This is a genomic window from Salibaculum halophilum (genome assembly GCF_002094885.1).
Lineage (GTDB): Bacteria > Pseudomonadota > Alphaproteobacteria > Rhodobacterales > Rhodobacteraceae > Salibaculum > Salibaculum halophilum.
Genome location: NZ_MSIT01000002.1, coordinates 146,671 through 163,134, shown reverse-complemented (window position 1 = coordinate 163,134; position 16,464 = coordinate 146,671). Strand labels below are relative to the sequence as shown.

Sequence of the window (16,464 nt, the reverse complement as noted above, 5' to 3'; positions counted from 1 at the left end):
GAGCCGAAGATGTCCGGAATCCCCCACGATCACTACGAGCCGAAGTCCGGCGGCGCAAAGTGGCTAGAAAGCCGCTTGCCCGTCATCGGACTGATCCACGATACCCTCAAGATTCCCACACCCAAGAACCTGAACTGGATGTGGATCTGGGGGATTGTCCTGACGTTCTGCCTGGTGCTTCAGATCGCCACCGGCGTGGTGCTGGTGATGCACTACACCCCGCATGTGGACATGGCCTTTGCCAGCGTCGAGCACATCATGCGCGACGTGAACGGCGGACAGATGATCCGGTATTTCCACATGAACGGCGCGTCGCTGTTCTTCGTGGCGGTCTACCTGCACATCTTCCGCAGTCTCTACTACGGCTCCTACAAGGCCCCGCGCGAGGTCACCTGGATCATCGGCATGCTGATCTACCTGCTGATGATGGGCACTGCTTTCATGGGTTACGTGCTACCCTGGGGGCAGATGTCGTTTCACGGCACCGCCGTCATCACTGGCCTGTTCGGCGCCATCCCCTTCGTCGGCGAGGCGATCCAGACCTGGCTGCTCGGCGCCTCGTCGGTGGGTCAGCCCGCGCTGAACCGGTTCTTCTCGTTGCACTACCTGTTGCCCTTCATCATGGCCGGGCTGGTGATCGTTCACATCTGGGCCTTCCACTCGACCGGCAACAACAACCCCACCGGGGTCGAGGTGCGCCGCACCTCCAAGGCCGAAGCCGAGAAGGACACCCTGCCGTTCTGGCCCTACTTCGTGATCAAGGACCTGTTCGCGCTGGCGATCATCCTGGCCGTCTTCGTTGCCGTCGTCGGCTTCATGCCCAACTATCTGGGCCACCCCGACAACTACGTCGAGGCCAACCCGCTGGTGACGCCCTCGCACATCGTGCCGGAGTGGTACTTCCTGCCGTTCTACGCGATCCTGCGCTCGTTCACCGCGGATGTCTGGGTGGTGATGTTCGCCGAGTGGATCTCCTTCGGGATCATCGACGCCAAGTTCTTCGGTGTGCTGGCCATGTTCGGCGCAATCGTCGTGATGGCGCTGGCGCCCTGGCTGGACACCTCGTCGGTGCGGTCGGGCCGGTACCGCCCGATGTTCAAGTGGTGGTTCGCCCTGCTGGTCGTGGACTTCATCGTCCTGATGTGGGCCGGTGCCATGCCGGCCGAGGGTATCTACCCGATCATCGCCCTGATCGGGTCAGCCTACTGGTTCGCCTACTTCCTGGTCATCCTGCCCCTGCTTGGCGTGATTGAGAAGCCGGAAACCCCGCCGCAAACCATCGAGGAAGACTTCAACGCCCATCACGCGGCAGAGGACACGCCGGGCCGCCCCGTCGCCTCGCCGGCCGAGTGAGAAAGGACCGCACGACAATGATCCGCACACTCACCCTCTCTGCCGCTGTCGCCCTCGGGCTGGCCACTGGTGCCAGCGCCGCGGGTGGCGAGGCGCAGGTTACCGATTACGCCTTCTCCTTCGAGGGGCCCTTCGGCTCTTTCGACCAGTTCCAGCTGCAGCGCGGCCTTCAGGTCTACACCGAGGTCTGCTCGGCCTGTCACGGGATGAAATACGTCAACTTCCGCAACCTCAGCGACGAGGGCGGGCCGGACCTGCCCGAGGACCAAGTCCGGGCTTACGCGGAACAGTTCTTCATGAGCGACTTCCAGGCGCCTGAGAACCAGGATCTGATCGACCCCGAAACCGGCGACCAGAAGACCCTGACCCCGGCCGACCACTTCCCGGCCAACAACACCCAGGGCGCGCCGGACCTGTCGCTCATGGCCAAGGCCCGCGCCGGGTTCAGCGGCCCCTATGGCACCGGCATCTCGCAGCTGATCAACGGCATGGGCGGGCCGGAATACATCGCCTCGCTGCTGACCAGCTACACCGGGGAAACCAAGGACGAGGCCGGCACGGTCCTTTACGAGAACAAGGCCTATCCCGGCGGCTACATCAACATGGCCCCGCCGCTTTATCCCGACGGTGTTGTGTACGAGGACGGCACCGAAGCCACGGTCGAGCAGCAGGCGAAGGACGTCGCCGCCTTCCTGATGTGGACCGCCGAGCCCAAGATGATGGCCCGCAAGCAGGCCGGCCTGACCGGCGTCATCTTCCTGACGGTGCTGGCGGTGCTGCTCTATATGACGAACAAGCGCATCTGGGCGCCCCACAAGAAGGGCACTCGCGAGACCTGAGGGTAGCGCAGTACCGGATGAGGAAGGCCCGCCATCCCCGGCGGGCCTTTTCATTTGCCCAGATAGGCGCGGAGCGGGCCGGAGGGATCGTCCAGCACCTCGGCCACGGGGCGCGGCCGGGACACCTGCCCTTCCGTGACGACGCAGATCGCATCCGCCTGCGCGGCATCCTCGGGATCGTGGCTGACAAACAGCACCGTGCGCCCGGCCCCGCCGAGGACGTCCCGGCACAGCGCCATCATGTCGCGCCGCTGCCCCGGCCCGAGGGCGGCAAACGGTTCGTCCAGCAGCACCACGGGTTTGTCCTGCAACAGCACGCGCGCCAGCGCCGCCCGGCTTTGCTGGCCCCCCGACAGGGTGCCGGGCATCCGACGTCCCATGCCGCCCAGGCCGACGCGGGCCAAAGCATCCTCGACGCGGCGGGTCTCCTCGGCCGAGGCCCGCGCCCGGGTCGTCAGGGCCAGCGCCAGGTTGCGCGCCACGTCCAGGTGCGGGAAAAGGTTGTTGTCCTGAAACAGCATCGCGACCGGCCGCTCGGCCGGGGGCAGATCGTCGATCCGCGCCCCCGCCCAGCGCAGTGTGCCGGCGCTCAGCGGCACGAAGCCGGCAATGGCGTTCAGGGCCGTTGTCTTGCCCGACCCCGAGGGCCCCAGTAGCGCCACGAAACGGCCGGTTTCGACAGACAGGTCCGCCGCAAGGTCGAAGCCGCCCAGCGCAATCGAGATGCTCTCAAGTTTCAGCGCCAATGCGGCCTCCGCGATCAAAGAGCCAGAACAGCCCCAGGCTCAGCGTGACCAGCAGCAGCGCCGCCCCCGACGCCGCCTCGGTCTGGTAGGCGCCCATCAGGCGGAACATCGCCAGCGGCAGCGTCTCCTGCCCGCCCGAGGCAAAGAGCGTGATGACCCCCAGGTCGCCCATCGACAACGCCGCCGCCAGCCCGGCGGCGAACCCGAGGGGCCGGCGGATGCGCGGCAGGATCAGAACCCGCATGCGCGCCCAGCCGCGCAGGGCCAGCCCGTCGGCCAGCCGGCCGAACTGCGCCTCGGCGTCGTCGCGCGCCGCGGCCAGGATGCGCACCGCGAAGGGCAGCGCGAACAGCGCGTTCATCAGCGCCGTGACCGGCAGCGCCACGCTGGCAGGCCGGACAAAGGGGAAGACAACGATGAACAGCCCCGTGCCAAGCACCAGCGCCGTCACCGACAGCGGCACCACCGCCACCGCCCGCGACCAGCCCCGGCCATGGGTGACGATGGCCAGGGCCAGCGCCATGCAAAGCCCCGTCGACAGCAGCGCGACCGCAAGCGACCGCAAGGCTGCCAGCAAGACCGAGCCGGGCATCTGCGCCAGCCCCGGCACCCCGGACAGCAGGATCGCGCCCATGGGCAGGGCCAGGAACAGCGCCGCCGCCGCCAGCATCGCCGCATCCCGGCTGACCGCGCCGTCCCAGCGCGCGACCGTGCGGTCCAGCCCCGCCCCCAGCGCGTCGGGCACATCCACCAGCAAGAGCGCGCCCAGCGCGACCGCACAAACGCCAAGCTGCACCAGCGCGAGGGAGGCCGCGCCGCGCAGGTCGAACTCGAAGCGCACGGCCTGGTAGATCGCCAGCTCCAGCGTCGTCGCCTGCGGTCCCCCGCCCAGGATCAGGGCGACGGCGAAACTGGTGGTGCAGACAAGAAAGATCACCGCGAAGGCCCCCGGCACCGCGCGCCGCAGCATCGGCCATTCCAGCAGCCGCCCCACCGGCTGGCCCAGTTGCGCCGCCACGCGGAAGCGTTCCGCCGGGATGGCCAGCCAGCCGTGCAGCAGCATGCGCACCGCAAGCGGCAGGTTGAAAAAGACATGGGCAAGGATCACGCCATGAGCCCCGTAGATCGAGACGGGCGGCAGACCCAGCCCGCCCAGCACGGTATTGACCAGCCCCGCACGGCCGAAGATGGCCAGCAGCCCCATGACCGCAACGATCACCGGCAGAACGAAGGGCGCGCCCAGCAGGGTGATCAGCGCGCTGCGCCCGCGAAAGCGCCGCCGCGCCAGCGCGCGCGCGACGGGAATAGCCAGCCCCACGCTCAGCGCCGCCGAGACCAGCGCCTGCCACACGGTAAAGCGGAGCGCCGCCCAATCGGCGGCACCCAACCCGGCGATCCCCCCGGCCGTCCGGATCACGGCCCCGACGGGGATCGCGATCAGGGCCAGAACGACAAGCGCCGCTACCGGGCCAGCGCTGCGCGCCATTCCTCGAGCGCCGCGTCACGCTTGGCCGCGGCCTCCTGTGGGGACAGCAACAGCGCCTTGTCCGGCTCGATCAGCGTCTCGAAGCCGTCCGGCAGGCCCCCCGCGGGCACCACGGCCGGGTACATCCAGTTGGTCGTCGGGATGGCCGACTGGAAATCCTCGGTCAGCATGAAGGCCATGAACTGATCGGCAAGGTCGGGCACGTCGGTGCCGGCAACCTTTCCGGCGACCTCGACCTGCATGTAATGGCCTTCGTCAAAGGCCCAGGCCACCTTGCTGTCGTCCTCTTCCGCGATCAGGTGATAGGCAGGCGAGGTCGTGTAGGACAGAACCGCGTCGGCCTCGCCCTCGAGGAACAGGCCATAGGCCTCGGACCAGCCGGGCGTGACCGTCACGATGTTGTCGGACAGGTCCTCCCACAGTGCGCCGGCCGCATCGCCATAGGCGGTCTTGACCCACATCAGGAGGCCCAGCCCCGGCGTCGAAGAGCGCGGGTCCTGGATCACGATCGAGATGTCGCTGTCGGCCAGCGCGCGAAGCGAATCCGGCGCCGGGTCCTTGGCGTTGCCGACGAAGGCGAAATAGCCCCAGTCGAAGGGAAGGAAGTGATCGTCGGTCCAGTCCACGGGCAGGTCCAGATCGGGGGTGATCCCGTGTTCGGCGAACAGGCTCGTCTCGCGCGCCGCGGCCGTCAGGTTGGTGTCGAGGCCCAGCACGATGTCGGCCTCGGTGCGCGGGCCTTCCAGTTGCAGCCGCGACAACAGCGCGGCCCCGTCGCCCGCCGCCTCGAATTGCAGGTCGCAGTCGCAAGTCTCTTCAAAAGCCTCCTCGATTACGGGACCCGGGCCCCATTCGGTGACGAAGCTGTCGTAGGTATAGACTGTCAGCACGTTGTCCTGGGCCACGACGGGCGTGGCCAGAAGTCCTGCGATGACGGAAAGGGGGGTCTTCATGCGTATCCTCCATATCGCCGGACGGACGTCGGGGATTGAGGATCGCTCAACACCTTCCCTCCGCCGGTCTTAACCGGTTCAGGTTCAACGGGTTCGCATCGCGCGTCTCAGCCCATCACGGGCACCCCGAGGTAGATTGTAACCTAGGCCCTGCCGCCGGGCTTGGCAAGGCCGGGGCGGGCGGCTAGACGGGGCGGGTCAAGGGAGCGCCCGCCATGAGCCTGAACACCTACGGTCACCTGTTCCGCGTCACCACCTGGGGCGAAAGCCACGGCCCCGCGCTGGGGGCGACGGTGGACGGATGCCCGCCGGGCGTGCCGCTGACGGCGACGGCGCTGCAGCACTGGCTGGACCGGCGCCGCCCCGGCCAGAACAAGATGACGACCCAGCGCAACGAGCCCGACGCGGTCGAAATCCTCTCGGGCGTGTTCGAGGACACCACGACCGGCACCCCGATCCAGCTGATGATCCGCAACACCGACCAGCGCTCGAAGGACTATGGCGAGATCGCGCGGACCTTCCGGCCCGGCCATGCCGACATCACCTATCACCAGAAATACGGGCTGCGCGACTATCGCGGCGGCGGGCGCAGTTCGGCCCGGGAAACCGCCGCCCGCGTGGCCGCCGGCGGCGTCGCGCGCGCAGTGATCGAACAGTTGGCACCGGGCGTGCAGATCCGGGGCTACATGGTGCAGATGGGCGAAAAGACCATCGACCGCGCCCGCTTCGACTGGGCCACCATCGACGACAACGACTTCTGGTGCCCCGACCCTGGGGCCGTGCCCGAATGGACCGACTACCTAGACTGGCTGCGCAAGGACGACCACAATTCCGTCGGCGCGATGATCGAGGTCGTGGCGCGCGGCGTGCCCGCCGGGATCGGCGCGCCGATTTACGGCAAGCTGGACGCCGACCTGGCCGCCGCGATGATGAGCATCAACGCCGTCAAGGGCGTCGAGATCGGCGAGGGACTGGCCGCCGCCGCCCTGACCGGCCGCGACAACGCCGACGAGATTTTCATGGGCGACACCGGCCCCGAATACTCCAGCAACCACGCCGGCGGCATCCTCGGCGGAATCAGCACCGGGCAGGACATCGTGCTGCGCTTTGCCGTGAAACCGACCAGTTCGATCCTGTCGCCGCGCCGGTCCATCCGCACCGACGGCAGCGCGACCGAAGTCGTCACCAAGGGCCGCCACGACCCCTGCGTCGGCATCCGCGCCGTGCCCGTGGGCGAGGCGATGATGGCCGCGGTGCTCCTCGATCACATCCTGCTGGACCGGGGCCAGACCGGCGGCGACCGGGGCCGGATCGGCTAAGCGGCCTGCTTGGCCGGGCGTGCCGGTTTCTGCCTGGACAGTTGCACGGCGAGGATGCCGACGGTGATGATCGCCACGCCGATCAAGTCGCCCCGGCCCAGCGGCTCGCCCAGCAGCGCCCAGGCGGTCAACACCCCGAAGAAAGGTGTCAGAAAGTGGAACACCGCCGCGCGCACCGCGCCGATACGGTTGACCAGAACGAACCAGACCAGAGTCGCCATCAGGCCCGGCACGATCACGGTATAGCCGAACGCCACCCCCAGTTGCCATGTCCAGGTGACGCGGAAGGTTTCAAGCGACAGCGCCGCGACCCAGAGCAGCGCGCTGCCCACCAGCATCTGCAAGCCCACGATCATCAGGAAATTCCCGCCCGACGAGGCCCCGCGCACGGACATCGTCGCCACGGCCAGCGACAGCACGGCAACCGCGCACAGCGCGATCCCGTAAAGGTCGGCCCCGCCCTGCACGCGCGTGCCCATGATGATCGCCACCCCGGCGATGCCCGCCAGCAGCCCCATGACGCCCGGCACGGGCAGCTTTTCGCGGAAGACGGCCCAGCCCGCGATGGCCACGATGAGCGGCATGGTCGAGGCGATGATCGCCGCGAGCGAGGCCTCGACCGTCTGCATCGCCACGAAATTCAGCCCGAGGTAGAGCGCGTTCTGGCACACCCCGAAAACGATGGTGGCCATCCACTGGCGCCGGGTCAGGTGCCAGCTCTGGCCCATCATCCGCGCCAGGGCCACGCCGATCAGTCCCGAGATCAGGAACCGGATCGCCAGCGCGTGAAGCGGCGCGGCATATTGCACGATCACCCGCGCCGAGGTGAAGGCCGAGGCCCACATCACCGCGAAGGCAAGGCCTAACGCGATGGCCCTGATGTCGACCTCGGTCTTCATGGCGTCTGGATGTCCTTATCGTGGAGGCCGCGCTAGGGGACCACGAACCGCCCCCCTTGGAAAGGGCGCCCGGCACGAAAAAGGGCCGCCCCGGCGGGCGGCCCCGTTCCGCCGATCCGGTCAGGGATCAGGAATTCACGCTGTCCTTGAGCGCCTTTGCGATGGTCATCTTGACCACCTTGTCGGCGTCCTTCTTGATCTGCTCGCCGGTGGCCGGGTTGCGGACCATGCGCTCGGGGCGCTCGCGGCAGTAGATCTTGCCGACGCCGGGAAGGGTGACGGCCCCGCCGCCGGACACCTCTCGGGTGATGACCTCGCTCATCGCGTCCAGCGCCGCGCCGGCGGATTTCTTGTCGGTGCCCATTTCCTCGGCCAGTGCTGCGACCAGCTGCGTCTTGGTCAGGGGTTTTGCCATGTGTCGTCTCCTCGCTCTGCCCGATTTTTGGGGCTATTCTGCCGCTATTAAACGGCATCTTGTGTGTGCCCACAACGCCTAGTGTAAATCGGGGCGCAAAAAAACCCTATTTTGTTGGCATTTTTGCCGATCAGAGGAAGGCTGTCTCCTCGAACGAGCGCAGTTTCCGGCTGTGGATACGCTCCAGCGGCATCTCGCGCAGGTGTTCCATCGCCCGGATTCCGATCATCAGGTGCCGCGCCACCTGCGTCTTGTAGAAATCGCTCGCCATGCCCGGCAGCTTGAGTTCCCCGTGCAGCGGCTTGTCACTGACACACAGCAGCGTGCCGTAGGGCACCCGGAACCGGAACCCGTTGGCGGCGATGGTCGCGCTTTCCATGTCCAGCGCGATGGCGCGCGATTGCGATAACCGCTGCACCGGGCCGGTATGTTCGCGAAGCTCCCAGTTGCGGTTGTCGAGCGAGGCGACCGTGCCGGTCCGCATCAGCCGCTTGAGCTCGTAGCCCTCCAGCGCGGTTTCCCCGGCCACCGCCGTTTCCAGGGCGATCTGGATCTCGGCCAGCGCCGGGATCGGCACCCAGACGGGCAGGTCGTCGTCGAGCACCTTGTCCTCGCGCAGATAGCCGTGCGCCAGGACGAAATCCCCCAGCCGCTGGGAATTGCGAAGCCCCGCGCAGTGGCCGACCATCAGCCAGGCATGGGGGCGCAGCACGGCGATATGGTCGGTCGCGGTCTTGGCGTTCGACGGCCCCACCCCGATGTTGACCAGCGTGATCCCGGCGTTGCCCGGCCGTTTCAGGTGATAGGTCGGCATCTGCGGCAGCTTCTCGGGCATGGGCAGCGGCGCCTGCGGGTCGGTGATCTCGTCACAGCCCGGCGCGACGAAACCGGTATAGCCGCTGTCGGGATCGGCCAGCATGGCGCGGGCGAAGGCCTCGAACTCCTGCACGTAGAACTGGTAGTTGGTGAACATCACGTGGTTCTGGAAATGCTCGGGCGCGGTGGCGGTGTAATGCTGCAGGCGGGCCAGTGAATAGTCGATCCGCGGCGCGGTGAAGGGCGCGAGCGGGGCCGAGCCGTCGGGGTAGCGAAAGCCGATCCCGTTGACGATGTCATCATTCATCTGGGCCAGGTCCGGCACGTCGAAGACATCGCGCAGGGCATAGCGGATCGCCCCGTCCTGGGGCACATTGATCTCGCCGCGCACGGCGAAATGCACCGGCATGGCGGTGGTCGAGACCCCCACCGTCACCGGCTGATCATGGTTCTGTATCAGCAGGTCGATCTGCTGGGTCAGGTAGCCCTCGAACAGGTCCGGCCGGGTGATCGTGGTGGAATAGGTGCCCGGCTCGGCCACGTGCCCGAAGGACAGGCGCGTGTCGTTGTGGGCAAAGGTCGTCGTGGTCAGGCGCAACTCGGGATAAAAGGCGCGAAACCGCGTGTCGGGCCGCTCTCCCACCACGTTCTCGTTGAACGACCGGGTCAGGAAATCCACCGCGATGTCGTAGAGCTCGCGCAGCCGCGCCACGGCGCCGGCCGCGTCCGAGAAAGTCTCGGCTCCCGGCACCTCGGGCGTGCGGACAGGCAGGTCTGCGTCGGACGGGATCATCGCGGCTCTCCCCTTGGCGGCTATCAAAAAGCACCGCCTGCCCCTTGCAAAAGCGGTGCCTGTCGTGTGGCGGATCAATCAACGCTGACACTGACACCACATTGCCGCCGGCCGCAAGCCGTTGATCCGGGCGTTTCGCCGTCCTTTTCGTCACCCGGACCCGGGGTCGGACAGCGCCCGACGGGAAAGCGGACGCGCCTCTTGCCAGTCCGACGCGCCTGCCCCAACTAGGGGCCATGACGTGGCTCATTTCCTTCGGACACGGCTATTCGGCCCGCGCACTGGCGCAGCGGCTGGTGCCGCGCGGCTGGGACATCGCCGGGACCACGCGCAACCCCGACCGGGCCGCGGCGTTACGCGCCGAAGGGGTCACCCCGCTGCCCTGGGCGCGCGACGCGATCGATGCCGCGCTCGACGGAGCGACGCACCTGCTGATCTCGGCCGGGCCGACCGAGGATGGTGACCCGACGCTGGCCCTGATGGGCGATGCCTTGCGCACCCGCGCCGGGCAGTTCACCTGGGTCGGCTACCTGTCCACCACCGGCGTTTACGGCGATCACGGCGGCGCCTGGGTGGACGAGAGCACGCCGCTGACCCCCGGCACGGCCCGCGGCGAACGCCGCGTCGCCGCCGAGGCCGCCTGGGCCGACCAGGGCCTGCCGCTGCACATCTTCCGCCTGGCCGGCATCTACGGCCCCGGCCGCGGCCCCTTCGAGAAGGTCCGCCAGGGCACGGCGCGGCGCATCATCAAGCCCGGCCAGGTCTTTTCGCGCATCCATGTCGAGGATATCGCGCAGGTGCTCGACGCCTCGATCGCCCGGCCCGACCCCGGCGCGGTCTACAACGTCTGCGACGACGACCCGGCCCCGCCGCAGGACGTGCTGTCCTTCGCCGCCCGGCTGCTGGGCCGCCCCGAGCCCCCCGCGGTGGACTTCGACACCGCCGAGATGTCGGCCATGGCGCGCAGCTTTTACGCCGAATCCAAGAAGGTCAGCAACGCCCGCATCAAGACCGAGCTGGGCGTGACCCTGCGCCACCCCGATTACCGCAGCGGCCTGCGCGCCCTGCTGGCCGACGAGGCCGCCGAGTGACCGCGACAGATTTGCAGGATTGCGCGTGATGACCCTCAGACACAGAACCGCCCGTTTCATGGACCGGCCGCTGGTGCGCAACGTCATCATCGGCGTGATCGTCTTCAACGCGATCGTGCTCGGCCTGGAAACTTCCGACGCGGTCATGGCGCGCTGGGGGCCGGTGATCTACGCGCTCGACCGCGCCTGCCTTGCCGTCTTCGTGGCCGAGATCGGGGCCAAGCTCTTTGCCCACCGGCTGCGGTTCTTCGCCTCGGGCTGGAACCTGTTCGATTTCACCATCGTGGCCATCGCCCTGATCCCGGCGGCGCAGACCCTGTCGGTGCTGCGCGCGCTGCGCATCCTGCGGGTGCTGCGCGTCATCTCGGCCGCTCCGCGCCTGCGCCGCGTCGTCGAGGGGTTCGTCACCGCCCTGCCGGGCATGGGCAGCGTCTTCATGCTGATGGCGATGATCTTCTACATCGGCGCGGTGATCTCGACCAAGCTCTTCGGCGATACCTTCCCCGAATGGTTCGGCTCGCTGGGCCAGTCGGCCTACACGCTGTTCCAGATCATGACGCTGGAAAGCTGGTCCATGGGCATCGTCCGCCCGGTGATGGAGGTTTACCCCCAGGCCTGGGTCTTTTTCGTGCCCTTCATCCTGCTGACCACCTTCGCCGTGGTGAACCTGCTTGTCGGCCTGATCGTCAACTCCATGCAGGACGCCCACCACGAAGAGGCCGACGCCGCCACCGACAGCTACCGCGACGAGGTGCTCAGACGGTTGGAGGCGATCGAGAAGCGGCTGGACGACCGGCGCTGACCGCGCCCCTTCATCTTGGCAAATAAACTCATGGCCCCGGGGTCAGGGCTGGCGCGGCCGCGGGCTTGATGCGTTGCGCCGCAGATATCCCCGAAAAACCTGCGCGGCGCAGCCGCCCCGCTGGATCACGCCCGCTTGTCCATGACCCCGACGCCCAGCACGTCCAGCACCTTGGCCTCAATATGCGCAGCGTTCATCCCGGCCACGTCGTACATGTCGCGCGGGCTGGCCTGATCGATGAAGATGTCGGGCAGCACCATGGAGCGGTATTTCAGCCCCCGGTCGAACACGCCGTCCTCGGCCAGCAACTGCGCGACATGGCTACCGAAACCGCCGATGGCGCCCTCCTCGATCGTGATCAGGGCATCGTGATCCGCCGCCAGCGACAGGATCATCTCGCGATCCAGCGGCTTGGCGAACCGGGCGTCGGCCACCGTGGGGGTGATCCCCTTGCCGCGCAGCGCCTCGCAGGCCTTTTCAACCTCGGCCAGCCGCGTGCCGAACGACAGGATCGCCACACCCTGACCCTGCTGCACGATCCGGCCCTTGCCGATCTCCAGTGGCGCGGCCTCGGCCGGAATCTCCACACCCACGCCCTCGCCGCGCGGAAAGCGAAAGGCGATGGGGCCATCGTCATGCGCCGCCGCCGTGGCGACCATGCGCACCAGCTCGGCCTCGTCGGCGGCCGCCATCACGGTGAAGCCCGGCAGGGCCGAGAGGTATCCGATATCGAAGGACCCGGCATGCGTCGCCCCGTCGGCCCCCACGAGCCCGGCGCGGTCGATGGCGAAGCGCACAGGCAACCGCTGGATGGCGACGTCATGCACCACCTGGTCGTATCCGCGCTGCAGGAAGGTCGAGTAGATCGCGCAGAAGGGTTTCATCCCCCCCGCCGCCATGGCCGCGCTGAAGGTCACGGCGTGTTGTTCGGCAATGCCCACGTCAAAGCACCGGCTGGCATAGCGATCCATGAAGCGCGCCAGCCCGGTGCCGTCGGGCATCGCCGCCGTCACCGCGACGATCCTGTCGTCCGCGTCGGCCTGCTTGATCAGCGCCTCGGAAAACACGCTGGTATAGCTCGGCGCGTTGGAGGGGGCCTTCTTCTGCTCGCCCGTGACCATGTCGAACTTGGCGGTGGCGTGGCCCCGATCCTTGGCGCCCTCGGCCGGGGCGTAGCCCTTGCCCTTCTGCGTGATGGCATGGATCAGGACCGGCCCTGTCGCGCGCGCGTGCACCGTGCGCAGCACGGCAAGCACCTGGTCAAGGTCGTGCCCGTCGATCGGGCCGACGTAGGAAAAGCCCAGCGCCTCGAACAACGTGCCGCCGACTGTCATGTGCTTGAGCGCGTCCCGGGCCCGGCGCGCGCCCTCTTGCAGGGGCGGCGGCAGGAACGACACCGCCCCCTTGGCCGCCGCCTTGAGGTCCTGGAACGGCGCGCCCGCGTAAAGCTGCGACAGGTAGGACGACATGGCCCCGACCGGCGGGGCGATGGACATCTCGTTGTCGTTGAGGATGACGATCAGCCGCTTGCCAAGGTGGCCGGCGTTGTTCATCGCCTCGAAGGCCATGCCCGCGCTCATGGCGCCGTCACCGATCACGGCAACGGCGTCACCCCCTTCGCCGCCAAGATCGCGGGCGACGGAAAAGCCCAGCGCCGCGCTGATCGAGGTGCTGGAATGGGCCGCGCCGAAGGGGTCGTAGGGGCTTTCGGACCGCTTGGTGAAGCCCGACAGGCCGTCCTTCTGGCGCAGGGTGCGGATACGGTCGCGCCGCCCGGTCAGAATCTTGTGCGGATAGGTCTGGTGACTGACGTCCCAGACGATCTTGTCGCGCGGCGTGTCGAAGACCGCGTGCAGCGCTACGGTCAGCTCCACCACGCCCAGCCCCGCGCCGAGGTGCCCGCCGGTCTCGCTGACCGCCGAAATCGTCTCGCGCCTCAATTCGTCGGCCAGTTGCCGCAATTGCGCGTCCGACAGCCCCCTCAGGTCCGCCGGGATACGCACCTTGTCCAACAACGGGGTTTCGGGTGGCTGGCTCATCACTTCTTCCGCGCGATCACGTAGCGGGCCAAGTCCCGCATCATCTCCGCGTCTTCACCATAGACAGATAGGGCATCGCAAGCCTCTGTCACCAGGTCGGCCGCGCGGCGCTTGGCCGCTTCCAGCCCCAGCAGTGACACGTAGGTCGCCTTGCCCGCGGACTCGTCCTTGCCAATGGCCTTGCCCAGGGTCGCGGCATCGCCCTCGACATCCAGAACGTCGTCCCAGATCTGGAAGGCGCGGCCCAGCGCCGCCCCGTAGCGCCCCAGCGGCGCGGTCTCCGCCCCGGCCAGAACCGCCCCGGCCGTCGCCGACCACTGGATCAGCGCCCCGGTCTTGCCCGCCTGCAGCGTTTCGACCTGCGCGAGCGTCAGGGGCACTGGCGCGTCTTCGGCGGCAAGATCCATCGCCTGGCCGCCAACCATGCCGTGCACCCCGGCGGCGCGGGCCAGCCCGCGCGACAGGGTCAGGACATCGGCCGCTTCCCCCTCGGCCTGCGCCACCAGTTCGAAGCCCAGTGATTGCAGCGCGTCGCCCGCCAGCACCGCCGTGACCTCGTCCCAAGCCGCATGCACCGTCGGCTGGCCGCGCCGCAGCGCGTCGTCGTCCATGCAGGGCATATCGTCATGGACCAGCGAATAGCCGTGGATGCACTCGATCGCCGCGGCCGCGGCGATGGCATCAGCGATCCCGTGCAGGCGCGCACTCTCGGCCACAAGGAAGGCCCGCAGCCCCTTGCCACCCCGCACGGCATAAAGCATCGCCCGCGCCACGGGCAGGTCCACACCGCCAAGCTCGGCGGCGATGCGCGCCTCGGCCGCGAAACGCGCGCGCTCGACCGCCGCCTGCAACGCCAAGGCTCAGCCCGCGTCCAGCGGTTCGGTGCCGGTCGGGGTGCCATCGCCATCCAGCGTCAACTTGGCGACCTTCTCCTCGGCCTCCTTGAGCTTGGCCTCGCAACGCTTGCGCAGCTCGGCGCCGCGCTCGTAAAGGGCAATGCTCTCGTCCAGCGGCACCTCGCCGCGCTCCAGCTTGCCCACGACCTCCTCCAACTCGCGCAGGGCCTCTTCGAAACTCATCTCGGCAACGGGGCGGTCACTCATCGGGCATTCTCCATCAGGGCAGTAACATGGGCGGCCACGCTGGCGCCCAGGGCCTCCAGATCATACCCGCCCTCCAGCGCCGAGACCACACGCCCGCCGCATGTCTCGCGCGCGATCTCGCAAATCTTCCCGATCAGCCAGGCAAAATCGGCCTCGTCCCAGTTCAACTGCGCCAGCGGATCGGCCCGGTGCGCGTCGAACCCCGCCGAGACCAGGATCAACTGTGGCGCGAAATCCCGCAAACGGGGGAATATCTCGGCCTCATAGACCCGCCGCATCTCCGCGCCATCACTGTCGGGCGGCAGGGGCCGGTTCACGACAGTGTCGAAGGCGCCGGTCTCGTCCGGCCGTCCCGTCCCCGGCCAGAGCGGCATCTGGTGCGATGATATTACCAGTGCGCGCGCCTCGTCCCACAGCAGATCCTGCGTGCCGTTGCCGTGATGCACGTCGAAATCCACCACCGCCACGCGCGACAGGCCATGATGGTCGAGCGCGTGTTTTGCGGCCGCGGCGACACTGCCGAACAGGCAGAACCCCATGGGCGTCTCGGTTTCGGCGTGATGGCCGGGCGGGCGCACCGCGGCGAAGGCGTTGCCCGCCTCACCCGCCAGCACCATGTCCACGCCGCGGATCACCGCGCCCGCCGCCCGCCACGCCGCCGCGAGCGACCCCGGGGAAACATGCGTGTCCGCGTCCAGCGCCCGCGTGCCGGCCTCGGGCACCGCCCCGGCGACCCGGTCGAGGTGGGCCCGGGGGTGCACCCGCAACAGGTCGGCCTCGGCGGCCATGGGGGCCTTGACCCGGCGCAGGTCCATGCCCTCGAGCGCGCCGAGAACGGCATCCATCCGCGCCACCTGCTCGGGGTGGCCCGGTGGCGTCGCATGGCCGAGGACATCGTCGTGGGTAATCAGGGCCGTTGTCATGCCCCTTAGAAACCGCATCCGGCGGCGCGGCACAAGACCGCCCTTCATCTTGGCAAATAAACTCAAGACGCGACGGTCGCCGCCCGCACCCGGCCTGGCCCGCTAACCCGCCCGGTGCAGATGTCCCCGAAAACCTGCGACGCCGCAGCCGTCACATCTTACCAGCCGCCCGCTTCAGTCCGGGGCCAGCATGTAGCCGGCCCCGCGCACGGTCTGCAGATAGCGCGGCTGCTTGGGGTCGTCCTCCAGCTTGCGGCGCAGCCGGGTGATCTGCACGTCCACCGCCCGTTCCTGCGCCTGGCCGCCGCTGCGCCCCAACCGCGCGACCAGGTCGGCCCGGCTGACCGGCGCACCCGGCTGGTCCGAAAAGATCTGCAACAGCTGGCTCTCGGTGGCCGTCAGCCGCACCAGCTCGGCCCCGCGCCACATCTCGCCCCGCGCGATGTCATAGCGCAGCGGCCCCATGTGCAGCACCTTGGGCACCCCCGCGCCGGGCTCGGCCGCGGGCATGCGCCGCAGGATCGAGTTGATTCGCAGCAGCAGCTCCTTGGGCTCGAACGGCTTGGGCAGGTAATCGTCCGCCCCGGCCTCCAGCCCCGAGATCCGATCCTCGGTCCCGGCCCGCGCGGTCAGCAGCAGGATCGGCGTGGTTTGGTGCGCGCGCAGCTCGCCGCACAAGGTGATCCCGTCGTCACCGGGCAGCATCACGTCCAGAACGATCAGGTCGAAATCCAGCCCGGACAGGATGCGCCGCGCGTGATCGGCATCGCGCGCCGTGGTAACCAGGAAATCGTTCCGCGCCAGGAATTTCTGCAACAGCGCCCGGATGCGTTCGTCGTCATCCACCACCAGCAGGTGCGGGCTGTCCCCCGGTTTCTCCACCATCA

At 68.3% G+C, this 16,464-nt stretch carries 16 protein-coding genes and 1 riboswitch; of the genes, 5 read left to right on the top strand and 11 right to left on the bottom strand.

What is annotated here, in order from left to right; all coding sequences use genetic code 11:
• Positions 1–9 precede the first annotated feature (9 nt).
• A complete protein-coding gene (locus tag BU124_RS02250; protein ID WP_084860824.1) occupies positions 10–1,353 on the top strand; it encodes a cytochrome b in 1,344 nt (447 codons plus the stop codon).
• Positions 1,354–1,370: 17 nt separating this feature from the next.
• Complete coding sequence (locus BU124_RS02245; protein ID WP_084860823.1) at positions 1,371–2,192, top strand: cytochrome c1; 822 nt, start codon at positions 1,371–1,373, stop codon at positions 2,190–2,192.
• 50 nt (positions 2,193–2,242) lie between these two features.
• Here BU124_RS02245 and BU124_RS02240 read toward each other — a convergent pair whose 3' ends face one another.
• Genes BU124_RS02240 through thiB form a run of 3 tightly spaced genes read right to left on the bottom strand, consistent with a single transcriptional unit; the run spans position 2,243 to position 5,377 of the window.
• Complete coding sequence (locus BU124_RS02240) at positions 2,243–2,938, bottom strand: thiamine ABC transporter ATP-binding protein (protein WP_245831586.1); 696 nt, start codon at positions 2,936–2,938, stop codon at positions 2,243–2,245.
• The gene (locus BU124_RS02235) at positions 2,922–4,424 is read right to left on the bottom strand and encodes an ABC transporter permease family protein (protein WP_084860822.1); all 1,503 of its coding nucleotides are present in this window, start codon (positions 4,422–4,424) and stop codon (positions 2,922–2,924) included. Before BU124_RS02235 ends, BU124_RS02240 begins: the two co-directional genes overlap by 17 nt.
• Positions 4,400–5,377 (bottom strand): thiamine ABC transporter substrate binding subunit, encoded by a 978-nt coding sequence (gene thiB, locus BU124_RS02230; RefSeq protein WP_084860821.1) that lies wholly within the window; start codon positions 5,375–5,377, stop codon positions 4,400–4,402. The genes BU124_RS02235 and thiB overlap by 25 nt, the downstream gene beginning before the upstream one ends.
• Positions 5,378–5,415: 38 nt before the next feature.
• Positions 5,416–5,516, bottom strand: a riboswitch (TPP riboswitch).
• Between the two features lie 76 nt (positions 5,517–5,592).
• Between thiB and aroC the strand changes: the two genes are divergently transcribed.
• The gene (gene aroC / locus BU124_RS02225; protein ID WP_084860820.1) at positions 5,593–6,696 is read left to right on the top strand and encodes a chorismate synthase; all 1,104 of its coding nucleotides are present in this window, start codon (positions 5,593–5,595) and stop codon (positions 6,694–6,696) included.
• Here aroC and BU124_RS02220 read toward each other — a convergent pair.
• The 3 genes from BU124_RS02220 to BU124_RS02210 form a co-directional block, all read right to left on the bottom strand.
• A complete protein-coding gene (locus tag BU124_RS02220) occupies positions 6,693–7,595 on the bottom strand; it encodes a DMT family transporter (RefSeq protein WP_084860819.1) in 903 nt (300 codons plus the stop codon). The two genes, aroC and BU124_RS02220, sit on opposite strands and share 4 nt — an antisense overlap.
• A gap of 127 nt (positions 7,596–7,722) precedes the next feature.
• A complete protein-coding gene (locus tag BU124_RS02215; RefSeq protein WP_084860818.1) occupies positions 7,723–8,010 on the bottom strand; it encodes an HU family DNA-binding protein in 288 nt (95 codons plus the stop codon).
• A 130-nt stretch (positions 8,011–8,140) separates the two neighbouring features.
• Positions 8,141–9,619 (bottom strand): AMP nucleosidase, encoded by a 1,479-nt coding sequence (locus BU124_RS02210; protein WP_084860817.1) that lies wholly within the window; start codon positions 9,617–9,619, stop codon positions 8,141–8,143.
• A 236-nt stretch (positions 9,620–9,855) separates the two neighbouring features.
• On the opposite strand from BU124_RS02210, the gene BU124_RS02205 reads away from it, so the two are divergent.
• Together BU124_RS02205 and BU124_RS02200 are read left to right on the top strand one after the other, a co-directional pair.
• Positions 9,856–10,710 carry an SDR family oxidoreductase gene (locus tag BU124_RS02205; protein ID WP_084860816.1) on the top strand — a complete coding sequence of 285 codons (855 nt, stop codon included), beginning with the start codon at positions 9,856–9,858 and terminating at the stop codon, positions 10,708–10,710.
• A gap of 28 nt (positions 10,711–10,738) precedes the next feature.
• On the top strand, positions 10,739–11,512 hold the full coding sequence (locus BU124_RS02200; RefSeq protein WP_084860815.1) for an ion transporter: 774 nt from the start codon (positions 10,739–10,741) through the stop codon (positions 11,510–11,512).
• A 125-nt stretch (positions 11,513–11,637) separates the two neighbouring features.
• On the opposite strand, the gene dxs is transcribed toward BU124_RS02200, so the two are convergent.
• The 5 genes from dxs to BU124_RS02175 form a co-directional block, all read right to left on the bottom strand.
• Positions 11,638–13,551 carry a 1-deoxy-D-xylulose-5-phosphate synthase gene (gene dxs / locus BU124_RS02195; protein ID WP_084860814.1) on the bottom strand — a complete coding sequence of 638 codons (1,914 nt, stop codon included), beginning with the start codon at positions 13,549–13,551 and terminating at the stop codon, positions 11,638–11,640.
• Complete coding sequence (locus tag BU124_RS02190) at positions 13,551–14,408, bottom strand: polyprenyl synthetase family protein (RefSeq protein ID WP_425442440.1); 858 nt, start codon at positions 14,406–14,408, stop codon at positions 13,551–13,553. Before BU124_RS02190 ends, dxs begins: the two co-directional genes overlap by 1 nt.
• Positions 14,409–14,411: 3 nt before the next feature.
• Positions 14,412–14,654: an exodeoxyribonuclease VII small subunit gene (locus tag BU124_RS02185; protein ID WP_084860813.1), complete on the bottom strand. Its 243-nt coding sequence runs from the start codon at positions 14,652–14,654 to the stop codon at positions 14,412–14,414.
• Positions 14,651–15,577, bottom strand: a complete 927-nt coding sequence (locus BU124_RS02180; RefSeq protein ID WP_084860812.1) for a histone deacetylase family protein — start codon at positions 15,575–15,577, stop codon at positions 14,651–14,653. The genes BU124_RS02185 and BU124_RS02180 overlap by 4 nt, the downstream gene beginning before the upstream one ends.
• A 174-nt stretch (positions 15,578–15,751) precedes the next feature.
• Positions 15,752–16,462 (bottom strand): response regulator, encoded by a 711-nt coding sequence (locus BU124_RS02175; protein ID WP_084860941.1) that lies wholly within the window; start codon positions 16,460–16,462, stop codon positions 15,752–15,754.
• Positions 16,463–16,464 lie beyond the last annotated feature (2 nt).